Raw genomic sequence first — 17,436 nt, forward strand, 5'->3', positions numbered from 1 at the left:
CCGTTCCTCCTTCGTGTGACTGTCTCCGAGCCTACGGCCAGGAGTAGTGTCGTCGGCTGACGCCAGAGGTGAGGGGCATGCCATGGGAAACACCTGCGGGGGGCCGGCCCGCGCGGTGCGGGTCGCCGCCATCGCCAGCCTGACGCCTCTGGAGGAGCTGGACAGCGACCCGTTCCTCGTCGACTCGCGCAGCCAGCACGCCATGTGCGCGCGCTGGGCCGCCGCCCACGGCTACGTGGTGACCCGGGAGCTCGTCGTGCACGGCCTGCGCGCCGACCACGCCGTCTTCTGGAACGACGTGGACGCGGGCCTGGTCGACCTGTTCGTGGTCCCGTGCCGCCGGGTCCTGGAGCGGGCGCTGCGGTCCGCCGACGAGTTCACCGCGGAGTGCGCGCGGCGCGGCGTCCGCATCGAGACCGCGGGCTTCGAGGAACCCTGCTACGACTCCCGCATGAAGGCCCGCGTGCACCGCCGCCTCTCCATGCCGACGGCGGGCTACGACGGCTGCTGAGCCCCGCCCCGGGCGCCCTGCCGCCTGCGGGATCCCGCCCTGTGACAGGCTGAGGGCAAGGTCGGGACGTGAGGCAGGCGGAGCGCGGTGCGTGGTGGTCGGTGGCGGACGGTGGGGCGCGGCCTCGGGCGCGTGATCGTCGTCTGGGCGGTGAGCACGCTCACGATGCTGGTCCTCGCGGGCATCCTGCCGGACTTCAAGCTCAAGGCCGACGACGGCGACAGCGCCACCCGCGTCGCCGTGACGGCGGCCCTCGGCGCGGGCGCCTTCGGCCTGCTGTCCGCCCTGGTGTGGCCGCTGCTCGTCCGGGCCTTGCTGCTCGTCCCCGCCCTGGTCATCGGGCTGCTCACCTTCTTCCTGAACGGCTCGCTGCTGCTGCTCGCGCTGCGGCTCATCCCCGACGGCCGCGGCGACGCGAACGCCGAGACCGCCGTGGTCGTCGCGGCCGTGATGTCGGCGGTGGCGTCCGCGACGGGCGGCGCGCTCGCCGTCCGCGACGACGACGCCTACCGGCGGCGCCTGTACCGCCTCGCGGACCGAAGACGCCGCCGTGCCGCGGACCCGCACCGCCCCAGCACCCCGGGCACGGTCTTCCTCCAGCTCGACGGCGTCGGCCACGACGTCCTGTGCCGGGCGGCGCGCAAGGGCGTGACGCCCACGATCGCCCGCTGGCTCGGCGCCGACGAGGGGCCCGACGCGCGGGCCACGCACCGGCTCACGCCGTGGCGCACCGACTGGTCGAGCCAGACCGGCGCGAGCCAGCTCGGCATCCTGCACGGCAGCAACCACGACGTGCCCGCCTTCCGCTGGTACGAGAAGGACACCGGCGAGGTCATGGTGTCCAACCGGCCCGCGTCCGCCGCGGAGCTCCAGCGGCGCGCGATCGTCCGCACCGGCGACGGCGGACTGCTCACCTACGACGGGGCCAGCCGCGGCAACCTCTTCAGCGGCGGCGCCGAGCAGCTGGCGCTCGTGCTCTCCATGGCCGCGCGGCGCGGCCGCGAGAACCGCTCGCGGGCCGGGTACTTCGCGTACTTCTCCGACCCGGCCAACGCCGTCCGCACCGCCCTGTCCTTCGTCGCCGAGGTCGGCCGGGAGATCGGCGAGTCGACCCGCGCCCGGATCCGCCGACGCCGCCCGCGGGTGAGCCGCGGCGGCCTGTACCCCTTCATCCGCGCCTTCGCCACCGTCGTGGAGCGCGACGTCGTGGTCGCCGCCGTCATCGGGGACATGCTCGCCGGGCGGGCCGCCGTCTACGCCGACCTCGTGGCGTACGACGAGGTCGCGCACCACTCCGGGCCCACGAGCGGCGACGCCGAGCGGGTCCTCAGACGCCTCGACCGGTCCCTCGCGCTGCTCGCCCAGGTCGCCGAGCACGCGCCCCGGCCGTACCGCATCGTGCTCCTCTCCGACCACGGCCAGAGCCCCGGCGAGACCTTCCGCGCCCGCTACGGCCTGACCCTCGGCGACCTGGTGCGCGCGGGCTGCGGCCTGCCCGTCCCCCGCCGGGCCCGCCGCACGCACAGCGGCGCCGAGGCCCGCTCGGCCGTCCGCGCCGCCCTGCGCAGGCCCGTGGAGGAGGGCACCGGCGAGCACCGGCCGCGCCGCCTCGCCGAGCCCATCGTGCTCGCCTCGGGGAACCTGGGGCTCGTCTCCTTCCCCGACGTGCCCCACCGCATGACGCGCGAGGAGATCGACCGGCGCCACCCGGCGCTCCTGCCGACGCTCGCCAACCACCCCGGCATCGGCTTCCTGCTGGTGCGCAGCGCGGACCGCGGGCCCCTCGTCCTGGGCGCGCGCGGCGCCGAGGTGCATCTGGACGAGCTGCCCGCCGACGCGGGCCCCGCCGCCCTCGGGCCGCTCGCCGACTTCGGGCCCGGCGCCGCCGACGCCGTGCGGCGCACCGACGGCTTCCCGCACACCGCCGACATCATGGTCAACTCCGCGTACGACCCGCTGGACGGCGAAGTCCTCGCGTTCGAGGAGCAGATCGGCTCGCACGGCGGGCTCGGCGGCGCCCAGTCCCGGCCGTTCCTGCTGTCCCCGCTCGTCCTCTCGCCGCCCGTCGCCGAGGGCGCCGACGGCACCGCCGACCTCGTCGGCGCGGAGGCCGTGCACCAGGTCCTGCGGCGCTGGCTGCGCGAGGCGCACGGGCCGGAAGTGCCCCGCGTCACACCTGCGGATGATCGCCTTCCGGACCCTGCGGCACCGACAGCATTTCCCGCCGCCGACCAGGTCGTACAGGACAAAACGCAGTGATTTTGCGGCGTGCCCCCGGTGCCCGACCATGGGCCCGCGCCCGGTGATCCCGGGCCCCGGCACGACGAGAGGCGCACCACCCCATGCACGACACCGGAACCGCACCACCGTCGGCTCCGGCCCTGAAGCAGGACGCGGAGACCGCCGCGCCGCACGACGACGGCAAGCACGCGCGCCGCTTCGGACTCCCCACCGCCATCTGCCTGGTCATGGGCAACATCATCGGCGGCGGCATCTTCCTGCTCCCGGCCTCCGTCGCGCCCTTCGGCACGATCAGCCTCGTCGCCTTCGCCGTCCTGACCGCGGGGGCCATCGCGCTCGCCCTGGTCTTCGGCCGCCTCGCCGCGCGGGACCCGCGCACCGGCGGCCCGTACGTGTACGCGCGTGAGGCCTTCGGCGACTTCGCGGGCTTCCTCGCGGCCTGGTCGTACTGGATCACCACCTGGGTGTCGAACGCGGCGCTCGCCGTCGCCGCCGTCGGCTACCTCGACGTCCTGATGCCCGTGACCGACCACCAGTGGACCGCCTGTCTGGCGGCGCTCGGGCTGCAGCTGCTCCCCGCGCTCGCCAACCTCGCCGGGACCCGGTACGTCGGCGCCGTACAGCTCGTCGCCACCGTGCTCAAGTTCCTGCCGCTGCTGCTCGTCGCCTTCGGCGGGCTCTTCTTCTTCGACCCGGCGAACCTCGGGCCGTTTCGCGCGAGCGGCGACGGGGCGCTCGGCGCGGTCTCCGCCTCCGCCGCCATCCTGCTCTTCTCCTACCTGGGCGTGGAGTCCGCCGCCGTCAGCGCGGGCGAGGTGCGCGACCCGCGGCGCAACGTCGGCCGCGCCACCGTCCTCGGCACGCTCGGCGCCGCCCTCGTCTATCTGCTCGGCACCCTCGCCGTCTTCGGCACCGTCGCGCACGACGAGCTCGTCGGCTCCACCGCGCCGTTCACCGACGCCGTGAACGCCATGTTCGGCGGCTCCTGGGGCGGCACCGCCGTCGCCGTCGCCGCGCTCGTGTCCATGGTCGGCGCGCTCAACGGCTGGACGCTCCTGAGCGCCCAGACGCCGTACGCCGCCGCGAAGGACGGCCTGTTCCCGAGCGCCTTCGCCACCAAGCGGCGCGGCGTGCCCACCGTCGGCGTCCTCGTGACCGTGGTCCTCGCCTCGCTCCTGACCGTGTACAACTACACGGCGGGGCCCGCCGGGGTCTTCGAGGTCCTCGTGCTCGTCACGACGTTCACGGCCACCGTGCCCTATCTGCTCGCCACCGCCGCGCAGCTCTACTTCCTGGCCTCGGGGCAGCGCGAGCGGGTGCGCCGCGGGCGCCTGGTGCGCGACGCCGTGCTCGCCTCGGCCGCGTTCGGCTTCTCGATGTGGCTGGTCGCGGGCGCCGGGTACGCGGCCGTCTACCAGGGCGTCCTGTTCCTCTTCGCGGGCGTCCCCGTGTACGCGTGGATGGCGGCCCGCAAGAAGCGGGCCGCCCACCGCTCTCCCTCCTAGCGGGTCCTGCCCCGACGCGTCACCGCGCCAGCGGAGCCGTCACCCAGCGCCGGGTCCTGAAGCCGTCCTCGGGGCCGATCTCGATCAGCTTGCGGGCGGCGGGGTACGCCTCGTTGCCCACCACCTCGTAGCCCACGCGGAACGTGCCGGGCACGTCCCTGACCTCGGGCCGCCGCTCCCGCGCGACGGCCGCACCGTAGTCGCCGTCGTCGGCCGCGCCCCGCACCGCGAGGTCGGCGAGCAGCCGCTCCTGGGCGAGCGCGAGGGCCTCCCGCGGGTCGCGCGGGGCCGGTGCGTCGGCGGCCCGGGCGCCCTCGGCGGCGGGCGGTGCCACGCGGCTGCTGGGCTCGCGGGCCGTGCCGGTCGCCGTGCGCGTGGACAGCTGGGCCTGGACGACGGTGCCGTCGTTGTCGAGGCCGACCCGGATCACCCCGCGGTCCGGGCTGATGACGGGCACGCCGTCGAAGGCCTGGCGGAGGGTGACGTGCGTCTGCAGGCTCGTCGGGACGCCGGTCTCCGAGCCGTCCTTCGTGCCGGAGTTCTGCATCAGGTCGTGCACGCTGTCGACGACCAGCTCGGCGCCCTGCGCGTGCTGCTCGGCGAAGGCCCGCGCCAGCTCCACCGCGCGCTCGGTGGGCAGCGGCGTGGTGTTGCGGTGGTTCGCCTCGGCGAGCCGCACCCAGCGCACCGCGTGCGGGCCCGTGGAGACCGTGCGGTCGCCGGACGCGGCGCTCAGCACGCCCTGCCGCTCGACCTGCACCTCTTCGAGGGCCGCCGCGGGGAACTCGGCGATGCGCCCGGCCGCGGTCAGCTCGGCGCTCGGGTCGCGCGGCGCCAGCTGGACGATCTGCGCGCCCTGCGGCGCCTCGCCCGACTCGTCGGCGAGCGAGGCGCGCGCGTAGTACCAGCGCCACGCGTACCAGTCGTCCGGCACGGCGTCGCGGAAGAAGTTGCGCTCGGTGTTGAGCCGGTTGACGGCCTCGGCCTGGGTGGCGCCGACCGCGCACACGGACGGGGCCTGGCCGTGGTAGATGTCCCAGCTGCCGTTCAGCCACGCGTCGCAGAACGTCTGCCCGGACCGCCACTTCTCCCAGAACTTCTTTCCGTAGTCCGGGTTGTCGATGCTGACGGTCTCGAAGCCGAAGAGCATCCGGAAGCCGAGGTTGGGCCCGCCCCAGGTGCGGATCGGGGAGTGCCCGTCGAGCACCCGGAGCGACAGACAGGTCGACCAGAAGACGTACTTCGCCTTCTCGTTGCCGAGCGCCATCCGGTTCGAGTACGCGCGGGTGCGGCCGTCCCAGGCCGCGCCGAGCGGCGCGATGAAGACGCCGCCGCCGTCCATGGTGCCGTGGCCCGAGTGGTACACGGCGCAGACGGCGTCCATGCCGTAGCGGTCCTGCCAGTTGTCGTACGTCTCCTCGTACGCCCACACCTGGACGCCGCCGTCGGCGAACCAGAAGTTGCGGTCGTAGAACTGCTGGAGGTACGCGAGGAAGCCGGTGGCGTCCTCGTGCGTGTACGACAGCGGCGAGGCGTCGGCGAACTTCTCGACGCTGAACGCGCCCCACCAGCCGAACGTCGAGTCCCGGTCCCCGGCCGCGCCCGGCTTCTCCGGCTCCAGCGGAGACGGACCGCGGTCCGCGTAGTTCATGCGCATGGTCTTACCCCCTGGGTTCTCCCCGTCGCGTGGCTGAACCGCACGCGGTCGAGGGGGCCTAAAAGTGTCACTGCCGAAGGGCCTTGCCCAGGTGACATTCCGGCCATAGGGAACGCGCCACGGGGGTGCCGCGCCGCCCCTGTGGCCCCGCCGGCCAGGGCGTTCGCCGCCCCGGTGTTCGTATCGGCCGCGCGCACCAGCGCGGCCCCCTCGAACACGGTGAGGGGGCCGCGCGGTTGGCGGAAAACGGAGGCTGTCTACTTGCCGTCTACCGGCCGAGGTAGGCGTCGAGAATCGTCACGCTCGACGCGTTGCCCTGCCGGTCGGTGACCTCGGCGCGGAAGGAGACGCCCTTGCCGCGGGCCGGGTTCGTCACCTCGGCCTTGCCGCCGGTGACCGTCAGATCGGTCCACGTACGCCCCTTGTCGTAGCTGACGTACGCCTTCAGGGACGCGAGGTTGCCACCGGCCGCATGGCCCTGGACGGTGACCGGGACGGACTGTTTCACGCCTGCGGGGGCGCGGCTGTCCAGACCCGCCTTCGGCGTGAAACGCACCGTGGACACGGGCAGTTTCTCCTCCCCGTCCACGTGCCGGGAACGGAACGTCCAGCTCGCCTCCACGCGCGAGGACACCGCCGCGAGCTTCGGGGAGCGGGTCACGGAGGCCGTCAGCCGGTACTCCGCGTCGCCCGCCGGGACCTTGAAGGCCTCGGCGCCCGTCACCGCGTCCTTCTTCTCCGCGACCTTCACGCCGTCGCGGTACAGGACCGACTTCTCGGCGGTGTAGCGCGTCCAGCCGGGGTTCCCCCGGCCGTCGGCGACGACCGGGATCCGGCCGCGCAGCTCGTCGCCCTTGCGGAAGACGCCGGTGCCGGCGTCGAGGGCAGGGCCGAACACGCCGGTGTTGAACGTCCTGGTGGACGTCGTCCCGGCCCGGAAGGCCCGCGGCGCCGTCTCGTAGGAGCCCTCCAGGACGCGGTCGCCCTCGGCGTCCTTGTCGCCGTACTGCTCGAAGCCGACGCCCCACCGCGCGCCGTCGCGCGCGGACACGTACGCCGTGGTCGTGCGCGGCAGCTTCTGCGGCGCCAGGATCGGCGAGATGCCGCCCGCCTCGGGGAGGTATCCGGCGACGGCCAGCGAGCCCCAGCGGCCGGGGGCCGACGCGCCGGAGCGGACCTTCAGGGTGGCGAAGTCGGCCTTCTGGAGGTGCCGGGTGTAGCCGGTCGCGAACTTGGTCACCCTGCCGCCGAGCATGACGTCGTAGCGCGTGTCCGCGCCCTTGCGCCAGGTCCCGAGCCACTGCTGGCCGAACCCGGCGGCGACCGCGGGGCCGAGGTGCGCGGTGCGCAGGCTGGAGAACTTCGAGATGTTGAGGGCGCCCAGCTCGTTGCCCGCGTACGTGTACCGGGCGTCGAGGAAGACCAGCTTCGCGGTGCGGTCCGCGATGCTGATGTCGACCGGCTTCGCCTTGCGGGCGTCGAGCGTCACGGTCGTCTTCTTGGTCACCACGAGCCGGGGCCGGACCAGCCAGTCCGTGCCCTTGTCAGGGTCGCGGGGGTCGACGTAGACCGCCGTGTCCAGCAGGTACGTGCCCTTCGCCACACGGAGCCTGACGGTCCCGGAGGCGTCGTCCACCCAGTGGTTCTGGCCCTTGTCGCCGCCGGTGAGGCCCTGGAGCAGGGTCAGGTAGTGCGGCGCGGGCCGCCCGTCGCGGCCGACGGTCTTCAGCGTCACCTCGTGCCGCTCGATCTCGCGCTCCACGACGGCCGCCGTGCGCACGCTCTGCCCGCCGCCGGTCGCGGTCACGTACGCCGCGTACGTGCCGTTGACCGAGCCGCCGGGCCGGGTGTCCGCGACCAGGTCGACCGCGGCGGTGCCGCCCGCGGGGACCGTCAGCTCGCGCTTGCTCAGGGAGAAGAGCCCCGCGGGCGCCGGGCGGCCCTTCGGGTCGGTCGCCGCCACCGCGAGGCCGAGCGTGACGTCCCGGTCGCCGAGGTTGCGGTACGTGAGCTTCTTCGTGACGGGCTTGTCGTCGGTGTGCGGCCACAGCCGCGTGCCGAAGTCGAGCGACGTCGGCCGGGCGATCACCGTCTGGTCGACGGCCTTGTCCACGGCGATCCGGCCCGAGCCCTGCTCGAAGGGGCTGTACGCGCCGCCCCGCGCGGACGCCGTCAGGGCGCCCTTCAGCTCCGGCTGCTTCCAGGTCGGGTGCCGCTGCTTGAGCAGCGCGGCGGCGCCCGCGGCGTGCGGGGCCGCCATGGAGGTGCCGGAGATCGTCAGATAGCCCTCGGGGTTCTGCCCGACCTCCTTCTCGATCCGGCTGCCCGGGGCGGCGGCCGCGGTGATGTCCACGCCCGGCGCCGTCACGTCCGGCTTGATCGTGCCGCCGTCCCCGATCGGGCCCCGGCTGGAGAACGGCGCGAGCTTGTCCGCGTCGTCGACGGCGCCCACGGTCAGCGCGGCCTTCGCGCTGCCCGGGGAGCCGACGGTGCCGGGCCCGAACTCGCCTTCGTTGCCCGCCGAGACGGCGAACAGGACGCCCTTGGCGGCCGACAGCTCGTCGACCGCGGCCTCCAGCGGGTCGGTGCCCTCGGAGTCCCCGCCGCCCAGGCTCAGATTGACCACGTCGGCGCCCTGGGCCGCGGCCCACTCCATGCCCGCGACGATGCCGGAGTCGTCGCCGAAGCCCTCGTCGTCGAGCACCTTGCCGCTCAGGACCTTCGCGCCGGGCGCGACGCCCTTGAGCTTCCCGCCCGAGGCGGCGCCCGTGCCCGCCGCGATGGACGCCACGTGCGTGCCGTGCCCGAGGCGGTCCTCGACGTCGGCGGCCGAGCTGAAGTTCTTCTCGGCGACGACCTGGTCCTTGAGGTCGGGGTGCGCGGAGTCCACGCCCGAGTCCAGGACGGCGATCTTCACGCCCTTGCCGTCGTACCCGGACCGCCAGACCGCCGGGGCGCCGATCTGCGGCACGCTCTTGTCCAGGCTCGCCTCGCGGACGCCGTCGAGCCACACCCGGCGCACCCCGGGGGCGTACCCGCGCGCGTCCGTGAGGGTGCGCCACAGCAGGGCCGCGTCCCGGCGCGGGGTGCGGAGGGCCTCCGCGTTCAGGGACGGCAGGACGCGGCGGACCGCCGTGTCCCCGGCCGCCCGGACACCGGCCCGTGCGCCGCGGGCCGCGCCCGTGTAGCCGACGATCAGTTTCAGGCCCTTCTTCTGGGCCGTGCGGGTGGCCTTCCGGCTCAGCTCCGTGAGGTCGAACAGCCGCCGGTCGACGCGCCCTTCGGCGATGAGCCGCCGCGCGTCGTACGGCAGGACCAGCGTGTGGCCGCCGACCGTCTGGGTGCGCACGGGTATGTGCTCGCGGCCCTTCGCGGGCACGAAGCCCCGCACGCGGCCCTCGGCGTCGACGGCCACGCGGTCGCCGGTGACGAGGGTGAGCCGGTACGCGGCCGCGCCCTTCGACGACAGGGCGGGCCCGGCGGCGCCTCCGGAGGCCGCCCGGCCCCCCTCGGCCGCCGCAGGTCCTGTCAGGCCCGCCGTGAGCGCCGCGGCCACCGCTGTCGCGACGGTGACCGCGCCCACTCTCGCGCGACGGCTGCCGCGTCGACTTCCCTGGCGACTTCTGTGCTCATTTCGGTGATGGCGCACATTTCCCCAATCGAGTTCAACTTTGTTACGTAGACGATCAGTTGATGCCTCAGGTTCCTTGCGCGGCGGTGGCGCGCGCCCGTCGGGCGCCCGCGGGAACACCCTCCCGGGTGATCCTTCTTACGGCTCCGTACCGACCCCGTACGCCGCGATTTCCCCCGGAGTGTGATCGGATGGGGGTCACGGAACTTCACCGAAGGGATTTGGCATCGTGGCTACCACGCGCTCCGCACACACGGTCTGGGAAGGCAGCCTGACCGAGGGCTCCGGCACGGTGACCTTCGACTCCTCGGGCATCGGGCAGCAGGCCGTGTCCTGGCCGTCCCGCGCCGAGGAGGCGAACGGCAAGACGAGCCCCGAGGAGCTCATCGCCGCCGCGCACTCCAGCTGCTTCTCGATGGCGCTGTCCCACGGCCTGACGGGTGCGGGCACCCCGCCCACCAAGCTCGTCACGTCCGCCGACGTGACCTTCCAGCCGGGCACCGGCATCACCGGCATCCACCTCACCGTCGAGGGCGAGGTGCCGGGCCTCGACGAGGCGGCCTTCACCGCCGCCGCCGAGAACGCCAAGGCCAACTGCCCGGTCAGCCAGGCGCTCACGGGCACCACCATCACGCTGTCGGCGAAGCTGGCCTGACCCGCGGCCCGCACCGCGGCGAAGCCGCCGACCCCGCACGCCGGGGCGGCGGCTTCGTCGTGTCCGGGCCCTCCCCGGGCCCGCACGGGCCCGGCCCCGTACGCGGCATTGACAAGAGCCCGCTCAAGTTTTGTGCTGGAGGGCGGAGTATCACCGCGTCGGAAGGGGTTGTTGGACATGGCACGTGCGGTCGGCATCGATCTCGGCACGACCAACTCCGTGGTCGCCGTCCTGGAGGGCGGCGAGCCCACCGTCATCGCGAACGCGGAGGGGGCCCGCACCACCCCCTCAGTCGTCGCCTTCGCCAAGAGCGGCGACGTGCTCGTCGGGGAGGTCGCCAAGCGCCAGGCGGTGACGAACGTGGAGCGCACCGCACGCTCCGTCAAGCGCCACATGGGCGACCCGGCCTGGGGCTTCCCGCAGAGCGGCACGGTGGACGGCCACCGGTACACCGCGCAGGAGCTGTCCGCGCGCGTCCTGCAGAAGCTCAAGCGGGACGCCGAGTCCTACCTCGGCGAGGACGTCACCGACGCCGTGGTCACCGTGCCCGCGTACTTCGACGACGCCCAGCGCCAGGCCACCAAGGAGGCGGGCGGGATCGCGGGCCTCAACGTCCTGCGGATCGTCAACGAGCCGACGGCCGCCGCGCTCGCCTACGGCCTCGACAAGGGCGACGACCAGACCGTCCTGGTCTTCGACCTCGGCGGCGGCACCTTCGACGTGTCGCTCCTGGAGATGGGCGAGGGCGTCATCGAGGTCAAGGCCACCAACGGCGACACGCGGCTCGGCGGCGACGACTGGGACCAGCGCATCGTCGAGCACCTCGTCAGGCAGTTCAAGAACGCGTACGGCATCGACCTCGCCCAGGACAAGATGGCGCTGCAACGCCTGCGCGAGGGCGCCGAGAAGGCGAAGATCGAGCTCTCCTCGGCCAGCGAGACCGACATCAACCTGCCCTACATCACGGCCTCCGCGGACGGGCCGCTGCACCTCGCCGAGAAGCTCACCCGGGCCCAGCTGCAGGAGCTCACCGGTGATCTGCTCGACCGCTGCAAGGGCCCCTTCCACCAGGCGGTCAAGGACGCGGGCGTCCAGCTCTCCGCGATCGACCACGTCATCCTCGTAGGCGGCTCCACCCGCATGCCCGCGGTCACGGACCTGGTCAAGGAGCTGACCGGCAGGGACCCGCACAAGGGCGTCAACCCCGACGAGGTCGTCGCCCTCGGCGCGGCGCTCCAGGCGGGCGTGATCCGCGGCGACGTCAAGGACGTCCTGCTGCTCGACGTGACGCCGCTGTCGCTCGGCATCGAGACCAAGGGCGGCATCATGACCAAGCTCATCGAGCGCAACACGACCATCCCCACGCGCCGTTCGGAGACCTTCTCCACCGCCGAGGACAACCAGCCCTCGGTCGGCATCCAGGTCTTCCAGGGCGAGCGCGAGATCGCCGCGTACAACAAGAAGCTCGGCGTCTTCGACCTGACCGGCCTGCCGCCCGCGCCGCGCGGGGTGCCCAAGATCGAGGTCACCTTCGACATCGACGCCGACGGGATCATGCACGTCTCGGCGAAGGACGAGGCCACCGGGCGCGAGCAGCGCATGACGGTCACGGGCGGCTCCGCGCTGCCCAAGGACGACATCGACCGGATGGTCCGCGAGGCCGAGCAGTACGCCGAGGAGGACCGCAAGCGGCGCGAGGCCGCCGAGACCCGCAACCAGGCCGAGCAGCTCGTCTACCAGACCGAGCGGTTCCTGAGCGAGAACGGCGAGCGGGTCCCCGCCGACACCAGGGCCGAAGTGGAGGCGGCCGCCGCCGAGTTGAAGAGCGCCCTCGACGGCGGCGACACCCACGCCGTCCGCGCGGGCGCCGAGAAGCTCGCCACGGTCAGCCAGAAGATGGGGCAGGCCCTGTACGCGGCCGCGGGCGCCGCCGGGAGCACGGCGGCGCCACGGGACTCCGGCGCCCGGGGCCCCGCCGACGAGGGCGTGGTCGAGGCGGAGATCGTCGACGACGAGGAGGCCGGGAAGAAGGGCGACGGCAACGGGGGCGAGAGCGAGCGCGGCGGTCCCGGCGCCTCCTGAACGGGCCCGGCCGCCCCCGCTCCTGGAAGTGCCCGGCTACCCCCGGTCCTGGAGGTACTTGACCGTCGCCGGGTCGGCGGGCAGCAGGGTCTCGACGGCCAGCTCGGCGACGGTCACGTCCATCGGCGTGTTGAACGTCGAGATCGAGGAGATGAAGGACAGCACCCGGCCCTCGTGCTCGATCCTGAGGGGCAGCGCGAAGTGCGGCACCTGCCCGTCCGCCGCCGTGTCCTCGCCCGGGTCGAGGACCGGGTAGGCCGCCACCTCCTCGTACAGGGCGCGCAGCGCGCCCGACCGCTGGAGCGCGATCTGACGCTCCATCTGGTGCAGCAGATGCCCGCGCCACTCCCGCAGGTTGCGGATCTTCGAGGCAAGACCCTCGGGGTGCAGCACGATCCGCATCGCGTTCAGGGGCGGCGCGAGCAGGTGCTCCGGCAGGCCGTCCAGGAGCGAGGCGATGCCGCGGTTCGCGGCGACCACGTCGTACGTCGCGTCGACGACCAGGGCCGGATACGGCTCGTAGCCCTGGAGCAGCCGCTCCAGGCCCGCGCGCAGCGCGCCCATCGACGGGTCGTCGAGCGGGGTCTGCCGGAAGCGGGGCGCGTACCCGGCCGCGAGCAGCAGCGCGTTGCGCTCGCGCACGGGCACGTCCAGGTGCTCGGCGAGCTTCAGGACGAACTCCTCGCTCGGCTTGGAGCGGCCCGTCTCCACGAAGCTGATGTGCCGTGCCGAGGAATCCGCGCGCAGCGCCAGCTCCAGCTGGCTGACGCGCCGCTCCTGGCGCCAGCCGCGCAGCAGCGCGCCCACCTCGGAGGCCGTGCCCGCGTCGGAGGCCGTGCCCGCGCGCGGGCCACCGCCTTTGCCGTTGCGCTTGTCGGGAGCCAGAGTTGTCATACCCCTGACGGTAATCGAGGAGCCCCGCATGGCGAACGCGAAGAAGAGTGGCGCATGACCGGCATGAACGACCCGTGGGACCCGCTGTCGTGGGAGGCCGCCGCCGGCTACCGGGCGCGGGTGCGCGGCTGTCTGCTGGGCGGCGCGGTCGGGGACGCGCTCGGCTACGCCGTCGAGTTCGACTCGCTGGCGGCCATCCGCGCCGCCCACGGCCCGCGCGGCGTGACCGGCCCGCTCCCCGACGCCGACGGCGTGTGGCGGATCAGCGACGACACCCAGATGACGCTGTTCACCGTCGAGGCCCTGGAGGCCGCCCACGCGCGCGAGCGCCGCAAGGGCATCGGCGGCGCGGCGCCCCGGCTCGTCCTGGAGGCGTATCTGCGCTGGCTGGACACGCAGCACCGGCCGGGCCCCGCGGCGGACGTGCGCGGCGGCCTCGCCGCCGAGGCCTGGCTCTACGCCCGGCGCGCGCCCGGCAACGCCTGCCTCAGCGGCCTGGCCCGCGCGCACGCGCCCGACCCGCGCGCCCCGCTCGGGCCGCCCGGGCCGGTCAACCCGGAGTCCAAGGGCTGTGGCACCGTCATGCGTTCCGCGCCCTTCGGGCTCACCCGCGCACCCGCCGGGCGGGCCTTCGAGCTCGCCGCGCGCTGCGCGCTGATCACGCACGGCCACCCCACCGGCTCCTATGCCGCGGGGGCGCTCGCCGCGATCGTGGCGCACCTGGTCGCGGGGGACTCGCTGGAGGGAGCGGTCCTGCGCACCCTGCGGCTGCTCGCCCGGTACCCCGGGCACGCGGAGACGTCCGCCGCGCTCGCCCGCGCCGTCGACCTGGCCGCTGAGGGGGAGCCGGACGCCGCCCGGGTGGAGTCCCTGGGCGCGGGCTGGATCGCCGAGGAGGCCCTCGCCGTCGCGGTGTACGCGGCCCTGGCCGCGCCCCGGGTGGAGGACGCCCTGGCCCTGGCCGTGAACCACTCGGGCGACAGCGACTCGACCGGCTCGGTCTGCGGCAATCTGCTGGGCGCGCTGCACGGCGACCACGGGCTGCCGGGGGACTGGCTCAGGGCCGTCGAGGGCCGGGCGGTGATCGCGGCGCTCGCGGACGACCTCGCGACGGAATGCGCGCGCCGCTGAGTCCCGTGCCCGCGACGCGCTGTGGCAGGCTGACAGCGCACCCCCGACACCAAGGAAGGAGCGCGGCCATGCCTCTCGAACCGCTGTCGCAGAAGGAGATCGAGGACCGGCTCGCCGAGCTGCCCGGCTGGTCCGTCACCGAGAACGCCGCGGGCACGGGCCGCTCCGAGAACGCCGGGAGCACGGGCCGCTCCGGGAGCGTCCTCACCCGCTCCTACCGCCTCGGCTCGCACTACGCGGCCACCGCGCTCGTCGTCCACGTCTCCCAGGTGCAGCAGGAGCTCGACCACCACGCGGAGATCACCCTCGGCTACGACACGGTGGCGCTCGCGGTGTGCACCCACAGCGCGGGCGGCGCCCTCACCGAGCGCGACTTCGAACTCGCCCGCAGGGTCGAGGAGCTGGCGCCCGGCCACGGTGCCGCGTGACGACCGACGGGCCCCGGGGCGTGACGCTCGACTACGGCAAGGAGGCCGTCCGCTACGACGCCTCGCGCGGCGGCGAGCCCCGGGCCGCCGCCGCGGCCGCCGCGGTGCTCTCGCTGCTGGCGCCGGGCACCCGCACCCTGCTCGACGTGGCCTGCGGCACGGGCCTCGTCACCCGGCGGCTCGCCGCCCTGCCGGGCCTCGGCGTGACCGGGGTGGACGCGACGTACGCCATGGTCCGCATGGCCGCCGAGCGGGTCCCGGGCGCCGTCGTCCTGGGCGACAGCCGCCGACTGCCGTTCCCCGACGGCGCGTTCGACGCGGTGGCCACGGTGTGGCTGCTGCACCTGTTCGCGGAACCCGCGGAGGCCGCGGCCGTGGTGGCGGAGTGCGCCCGGGTCCTCAGGCCCGGCGGCCGCTACGTCACCACCGTCGACAAGGCCGCGTCCCACGACGTGGGCAGCGACATCGACGCCGTCCTGGCGGGCCGCCCCGTCCGTGAGCCCGTGGACGGGGCCGACCGCGTCGAGGGCTACGCCGCGGCGTGCGGGCTGGCCCCCGCGGGCCGCGCCCGCTTCACCGGCCACGGCCAGGGCCGCAGCCCGCGCAGCACCACGGAGGACCTGTTCCGCGGCTGGTTCACCAGCATCCCGACGGACAGCGCGATGGCACGGGGGTACGCGGAGCGGCTCGCCCGGCTGCCGGACCAGGACGTGCGGCGGCCCGACCCGGAGTTCGCGCTGCGCGCCTTCACCAAGAGCGCCGCTGGGTGACGGGCCCCGGACGCCGTTTGCCGAAACGGCAACGGAAGTGGCCGTTCGCGGAACGCCGACGCAAGCTGGCAGCGTTCGCGAAGACCAGGTGAGAGGGCGGCGGAACGATGACGGCGTACGAGACCAAGGCCGGTGGCCACGACCACGACCACAGCTCCGGCCGCAGCTCAGGCCACGGCTCCGGGCACGGGCATGGCCACGGCCACGGCGACTACGACATCGACTGGGCCGAGATGGCCCCCGTCCTGGAGCAGAACGCCGAGGTCACGGCCCCGCTGTACCGGCAGGTCGCCGCGTGGCTGCGGGGGCTGCGCACGGTGGCCGCCGAGCCGGCCCTGATCGTCGACGCGGGCAGCGGCCCGGGCGTCGTCACCAGCCTGCTCGCCCAGGCGTTCCCCGAGGCCGAGGTGGTCGCGGCGGACCCGGAGCGGGCCCTGCTGGAGCGGGCCGAGGCGCGCGCCGCCCGGCTCGGCCTCGCGGACCGGGTGCGCGCGCACCGCGCGGAACTCCCCGACGGCCTGGGCGAGCTGCCGCCCGCCGGCCTGATCTGGGCGGCACGGTCCGTGCACCACGTGGGCGACCAGGTCGCCGCGCTCACCGCGCTCGGCGAGCGGCTCGCGCCGGGCGGCGCGCTCGCGGTCCTCGAAGGCGGTCTGCCGCCGCGCAGCCTGCCGCGCGACATCGGCGTGGGCCGCCCCGGCCTGCAGGCCCGCCTCGACGCGGCCAACGAGGAGTGGTTCGCGCGCATGCGCGCGTCCCTGCCCGGCGCCACCGGGGCCACGGAGGACTGGGCCGCGCTGCTCACGGCGGCGGGCCTGCGCCACACGGCGACCCGCACGTTCCTGCTCGACCTGCCCGCGCCCCTGGACGAGCGCGCGCGGGCGCACGTCATCGACACCTTCGAGCGCTACCGCGGCCTCGCGGCCGCCGAGGGGCCCGAGGCGCTCGCCGCGGACGACGTGACCGTCCTGAACCGCCTGCTCGACCCCGAGGACGAGCTGAGCCTGCACCGCCGCCGCGACGTGTTCCTGCTCGTGGCGCACACGGTGCACGTGGCGGTGAAGGAGGGCTGACCCGGGACCCCGGCCACCCCGGGGCCCGCCGCCCGCCCTGCGCCCGTCCCGCGTCCGCCCTACGACCGCAGCTCGTCGAGCCGCGCCAGCGCGTCCCGCACGGCCTCCCGCTCGTCCTCATCGAGTGCGCCGAGCCCGATCCCGGCGGCCCGCTCCAGGAGGCGCTCCGCCAGTGCGTCGTCGCCCTGCCGCTGGGCGATGTCCCCGCGCAGCACGAGCAGCCGCAGGTGCTGCGCGGGCGTGGGCCGCTCGTCCTCCAGGGCGAGCGCCCGGTCGATGACCTTGGCGGCGCCCTCCAGGTCCTCCTTGGAGTCGACGAAGAGGTCGGCCATGTGCAGCGCCCGCGCGAAGGTCTCCTTCGGCGCGGGCCGGTGGCTCTGGTCCTCGTCGAGCTGCTGCCCGACGCGGATGCTGTTGCCCGCGGGGTCGGTCATCAGGAACTGCCGCACGCCGTACGACATGTCCTTCAGCGGCCCGATCCTGGGCAGCCCCCGCCGCGGCACCTTCCCGTACGCGGCCTTGAGCCCGGCCCGGAACGCCGCGTACAGCGCGTCCACGTCGTCGGTGAGGACGTAGCACCCCGAGTACGACGCGGCGGGGTCGTACTGCTTCATGCCGAAGAACTGGAGCTCCACGGGGCCGCGTTCGACGACGGCGTACGCGTACGGGCTCTTCTGGAGGTAGGTCGTCTCGAAGCCGAGGGCGGTGTAGAAGTCGACGACCGGCTGGACGGACCGGCAGGGGAGCAGCGGGATGGTTTTGTCAGCCATTCCGTCAGTCTAGTCAAACTTGAATAGGCGGGGGTAGGGGATGCGTATTCGTCTGCCGTGGTGGACGTAGATTTCGCCACTCCGCTGC

Annotated in this window: 13 protein-coding genes; 9 read left to right on the forward strand and 4 right to left on the reverse strand. The window is 74.3% G+C overall.

Annotated elements, in window-relative coordinates; all coding sequences use genetic code 11:
• The first annotated feature begins 82 nt into the window (after positions 1–82).
• The 3 genes from C9F11_RS32545 to C9F11_RS32555 all read left to right on the forward strand — a co-directional run bounded on the left by C9F11_RS32545 (position 83) and on the right by C9F11_RS32555 (position 4,257).
• Positions 83–511 (forward strand): hypothetical protein, encoded by a 429-nt coding sequence (locus C9F11_RS32545; protein ID WP_138962617.1) that lies wholly within the window; start codon positions 83–85, stop codon positions 509–511.
• Between the two features lie 87 nt (positions 512–598).
• Positions 599–2,770 (forward strand): phage holin family protein, encoded by a 2,172-nt coding sequence (locus C9F11_RS32550; RefSeq protein ID WP_171075893.1) that lies wholly within the window; start codon positions 599–601, stop codon positions 2,768–2,770.
• Between the two features lie 83 nt (positions 2,771–2,853).
• Positions 2,854–4,257, forward strand: coding sequence for an amino acid permease (locus C9F11_RS32555; RefSeq protein WP_138962618.1), 1,404 nt, complete (start codon positions 2,854–2,856; stop codon positions 4,255–4,257).
• 19 nt (positions 4,258–4,276) lie between these two features.
• Here the strand turns inward: C9F11_RS32555 and C9F11_RS32560 are convergent, their stop codons facing one another.
• Positions 4,277–5,908 carry a DUF6345 domain-containing protein gene (locus C9F11_RS32560; protein ID WP_249401966.1) on the reverse strand — a complete coding sequence of 544 codons (1,632 nt, stop codon included), beginning with the start codon at positions 5,906–5,908 and terminating at the stop codon, positions 4,277–4,279.
• A 274-nt stretch (positions 5,909–6,182) separates the two neighbouring features.
• Positions 6,183–9,470 (reverse strand): S8 family serine peptidase, encoded by a 3,288-nt coding sequence (locus C9F11_RS32565; protein WP_249401967.1) that lies wholly within the window; start codon positions 9,468–9,470, stop codon positions 6,183–6,185.
• A gap of 304 nt (positions 9,471–9,774) precedes the next feature.
• Here C9F11_RS32565 and C9F11_RS32570 point away from each other — a divergent pair, with 304 nt between their 5' ends.
• Entirely contained in the window at positions 9,775–10,200 is a 426-nt protein-coding gene (locus C9F11_RS32570; RefSeq protein ID WP_138962621.1) for an OsmC family peroxiredoxin, read from the forward strand.
• 177 nt (positions 10,201–10,377) lie between these two features.
• Complete coding sequence (gene dnaK / locus C9F11_RS32575; RefSeq protein WP_138962622.1) at positions 10,378–12,282, forward strand: molecular chaperone DnaK; 1,905 nt, start codon at positions 10,378–10,380, stop codon at positions 12,280–12,282.
• A gap of 36 nt (positions 12,283–12,318) precedes the next feature.
• Here the strand turns inward: dnaK and C9F11_RS32580 are convergent, their stop codons facing one another.
• The gene (locus C9F11_RS32580) at positions 12,319–13,176 is read right to left on the reverse strand and encodes a helix-turn-helix transcriptional regulator (protein WP_138962623.1); all 858 of its coding nucleotides are present in this window, start codon (positions 13,174–13,176) and stop codon (positions 12,319–12,321) included.
• A gap of 63 nt (positions 13,177–13,239) precedes the next feature.
• Between C9F11_RS32580 and C9F11_RS32585 the strand changes: the two genes are divergently transcribed.
• The 4 genes from C9F11_RS32585 to C9F11_RS32600 all read left to right on the forward strand — a co-directional run bounded on the left by C9F11_RS32585 (position 13,240) and on the right by C9F11_RS32600 (position 16,578).
• Positions 13,240–14,307 carry an ADP-ribosylglycohydrolase family protein gene (locus C9F11_RS32585; RefSeq protein ID WP_138967271.1) on the forward strand — a complete coding sequence of 356 codons (1,068 nt, stop codon included), beginning with the start codon at positions 13,240–13,242 and terminating at the stop codon, positions 14,305–14,307.
• A 68-nt stretch (positions 14,308–14,375) separates the two neighbouring features.
• On the forward strand, positions 14,376–14,735 hold the full coding sequence (locus C9F11_RS32590) for a 4a-hydroxytetrahydrobiopterin dehydratase (RefSeq protein WP_138962624.1): 360 nt from the start codon (positions 14,376–14,378) through the stop codon (positions 14,733–14,735).
• Entirely contained in the window at positions 14,732–15,505 is a 774-nt protein-coding gene (locus C9F11_RS32595; RefSeq protein WP_249401968.1) for a class I SAM-dependent methyltransferase, read from the forward strand. The genes C9F11_RS32590 and C9F11_RS32595 overlap by 4 nt, the downstream gene beginning before the upstream one ends.
• A 107-nt stretch (positions 15,506–15,612) precedes the next feature.
• Entirely contained in the window at positions 15,613–16,578 is a 966-nt protein-coding gene (locus tag C9F11_RS32600) for a class I SAM-dependent methyltransferase (protein ID WP_138962625.1), read from the forward strand.
• A 59-nt stretch (positions 16,579–16,637) separates the two neighbouring features.
• On the opposite strand, the gene C9F11_RS32605 is transcribed toward C9F11_RS32600, so the two are convergent.
• Positions 16,638–17,348 (reverse strand): VOC family protein, encoded by a 711-nt coding sequence (locus C9F11_RS32605; protein ID WP_138962626.1) that lies wholly within the window; start codon positions 17,346–17,348, stop codon positions 16,638–16,640.
• Positions 17,349–17,436 lie beyond the last annotated feature (88 nt).

It is taken from the genome of Streptomyces sp. YIM 121038 (assembly GCF_006088715.1).
Taxonomy (GTDB): domain Bacteria; phylum Actinomycetota; class Actinomycetes; order Streptomycetales; family Streptomycetaceae; genus Streptomyces.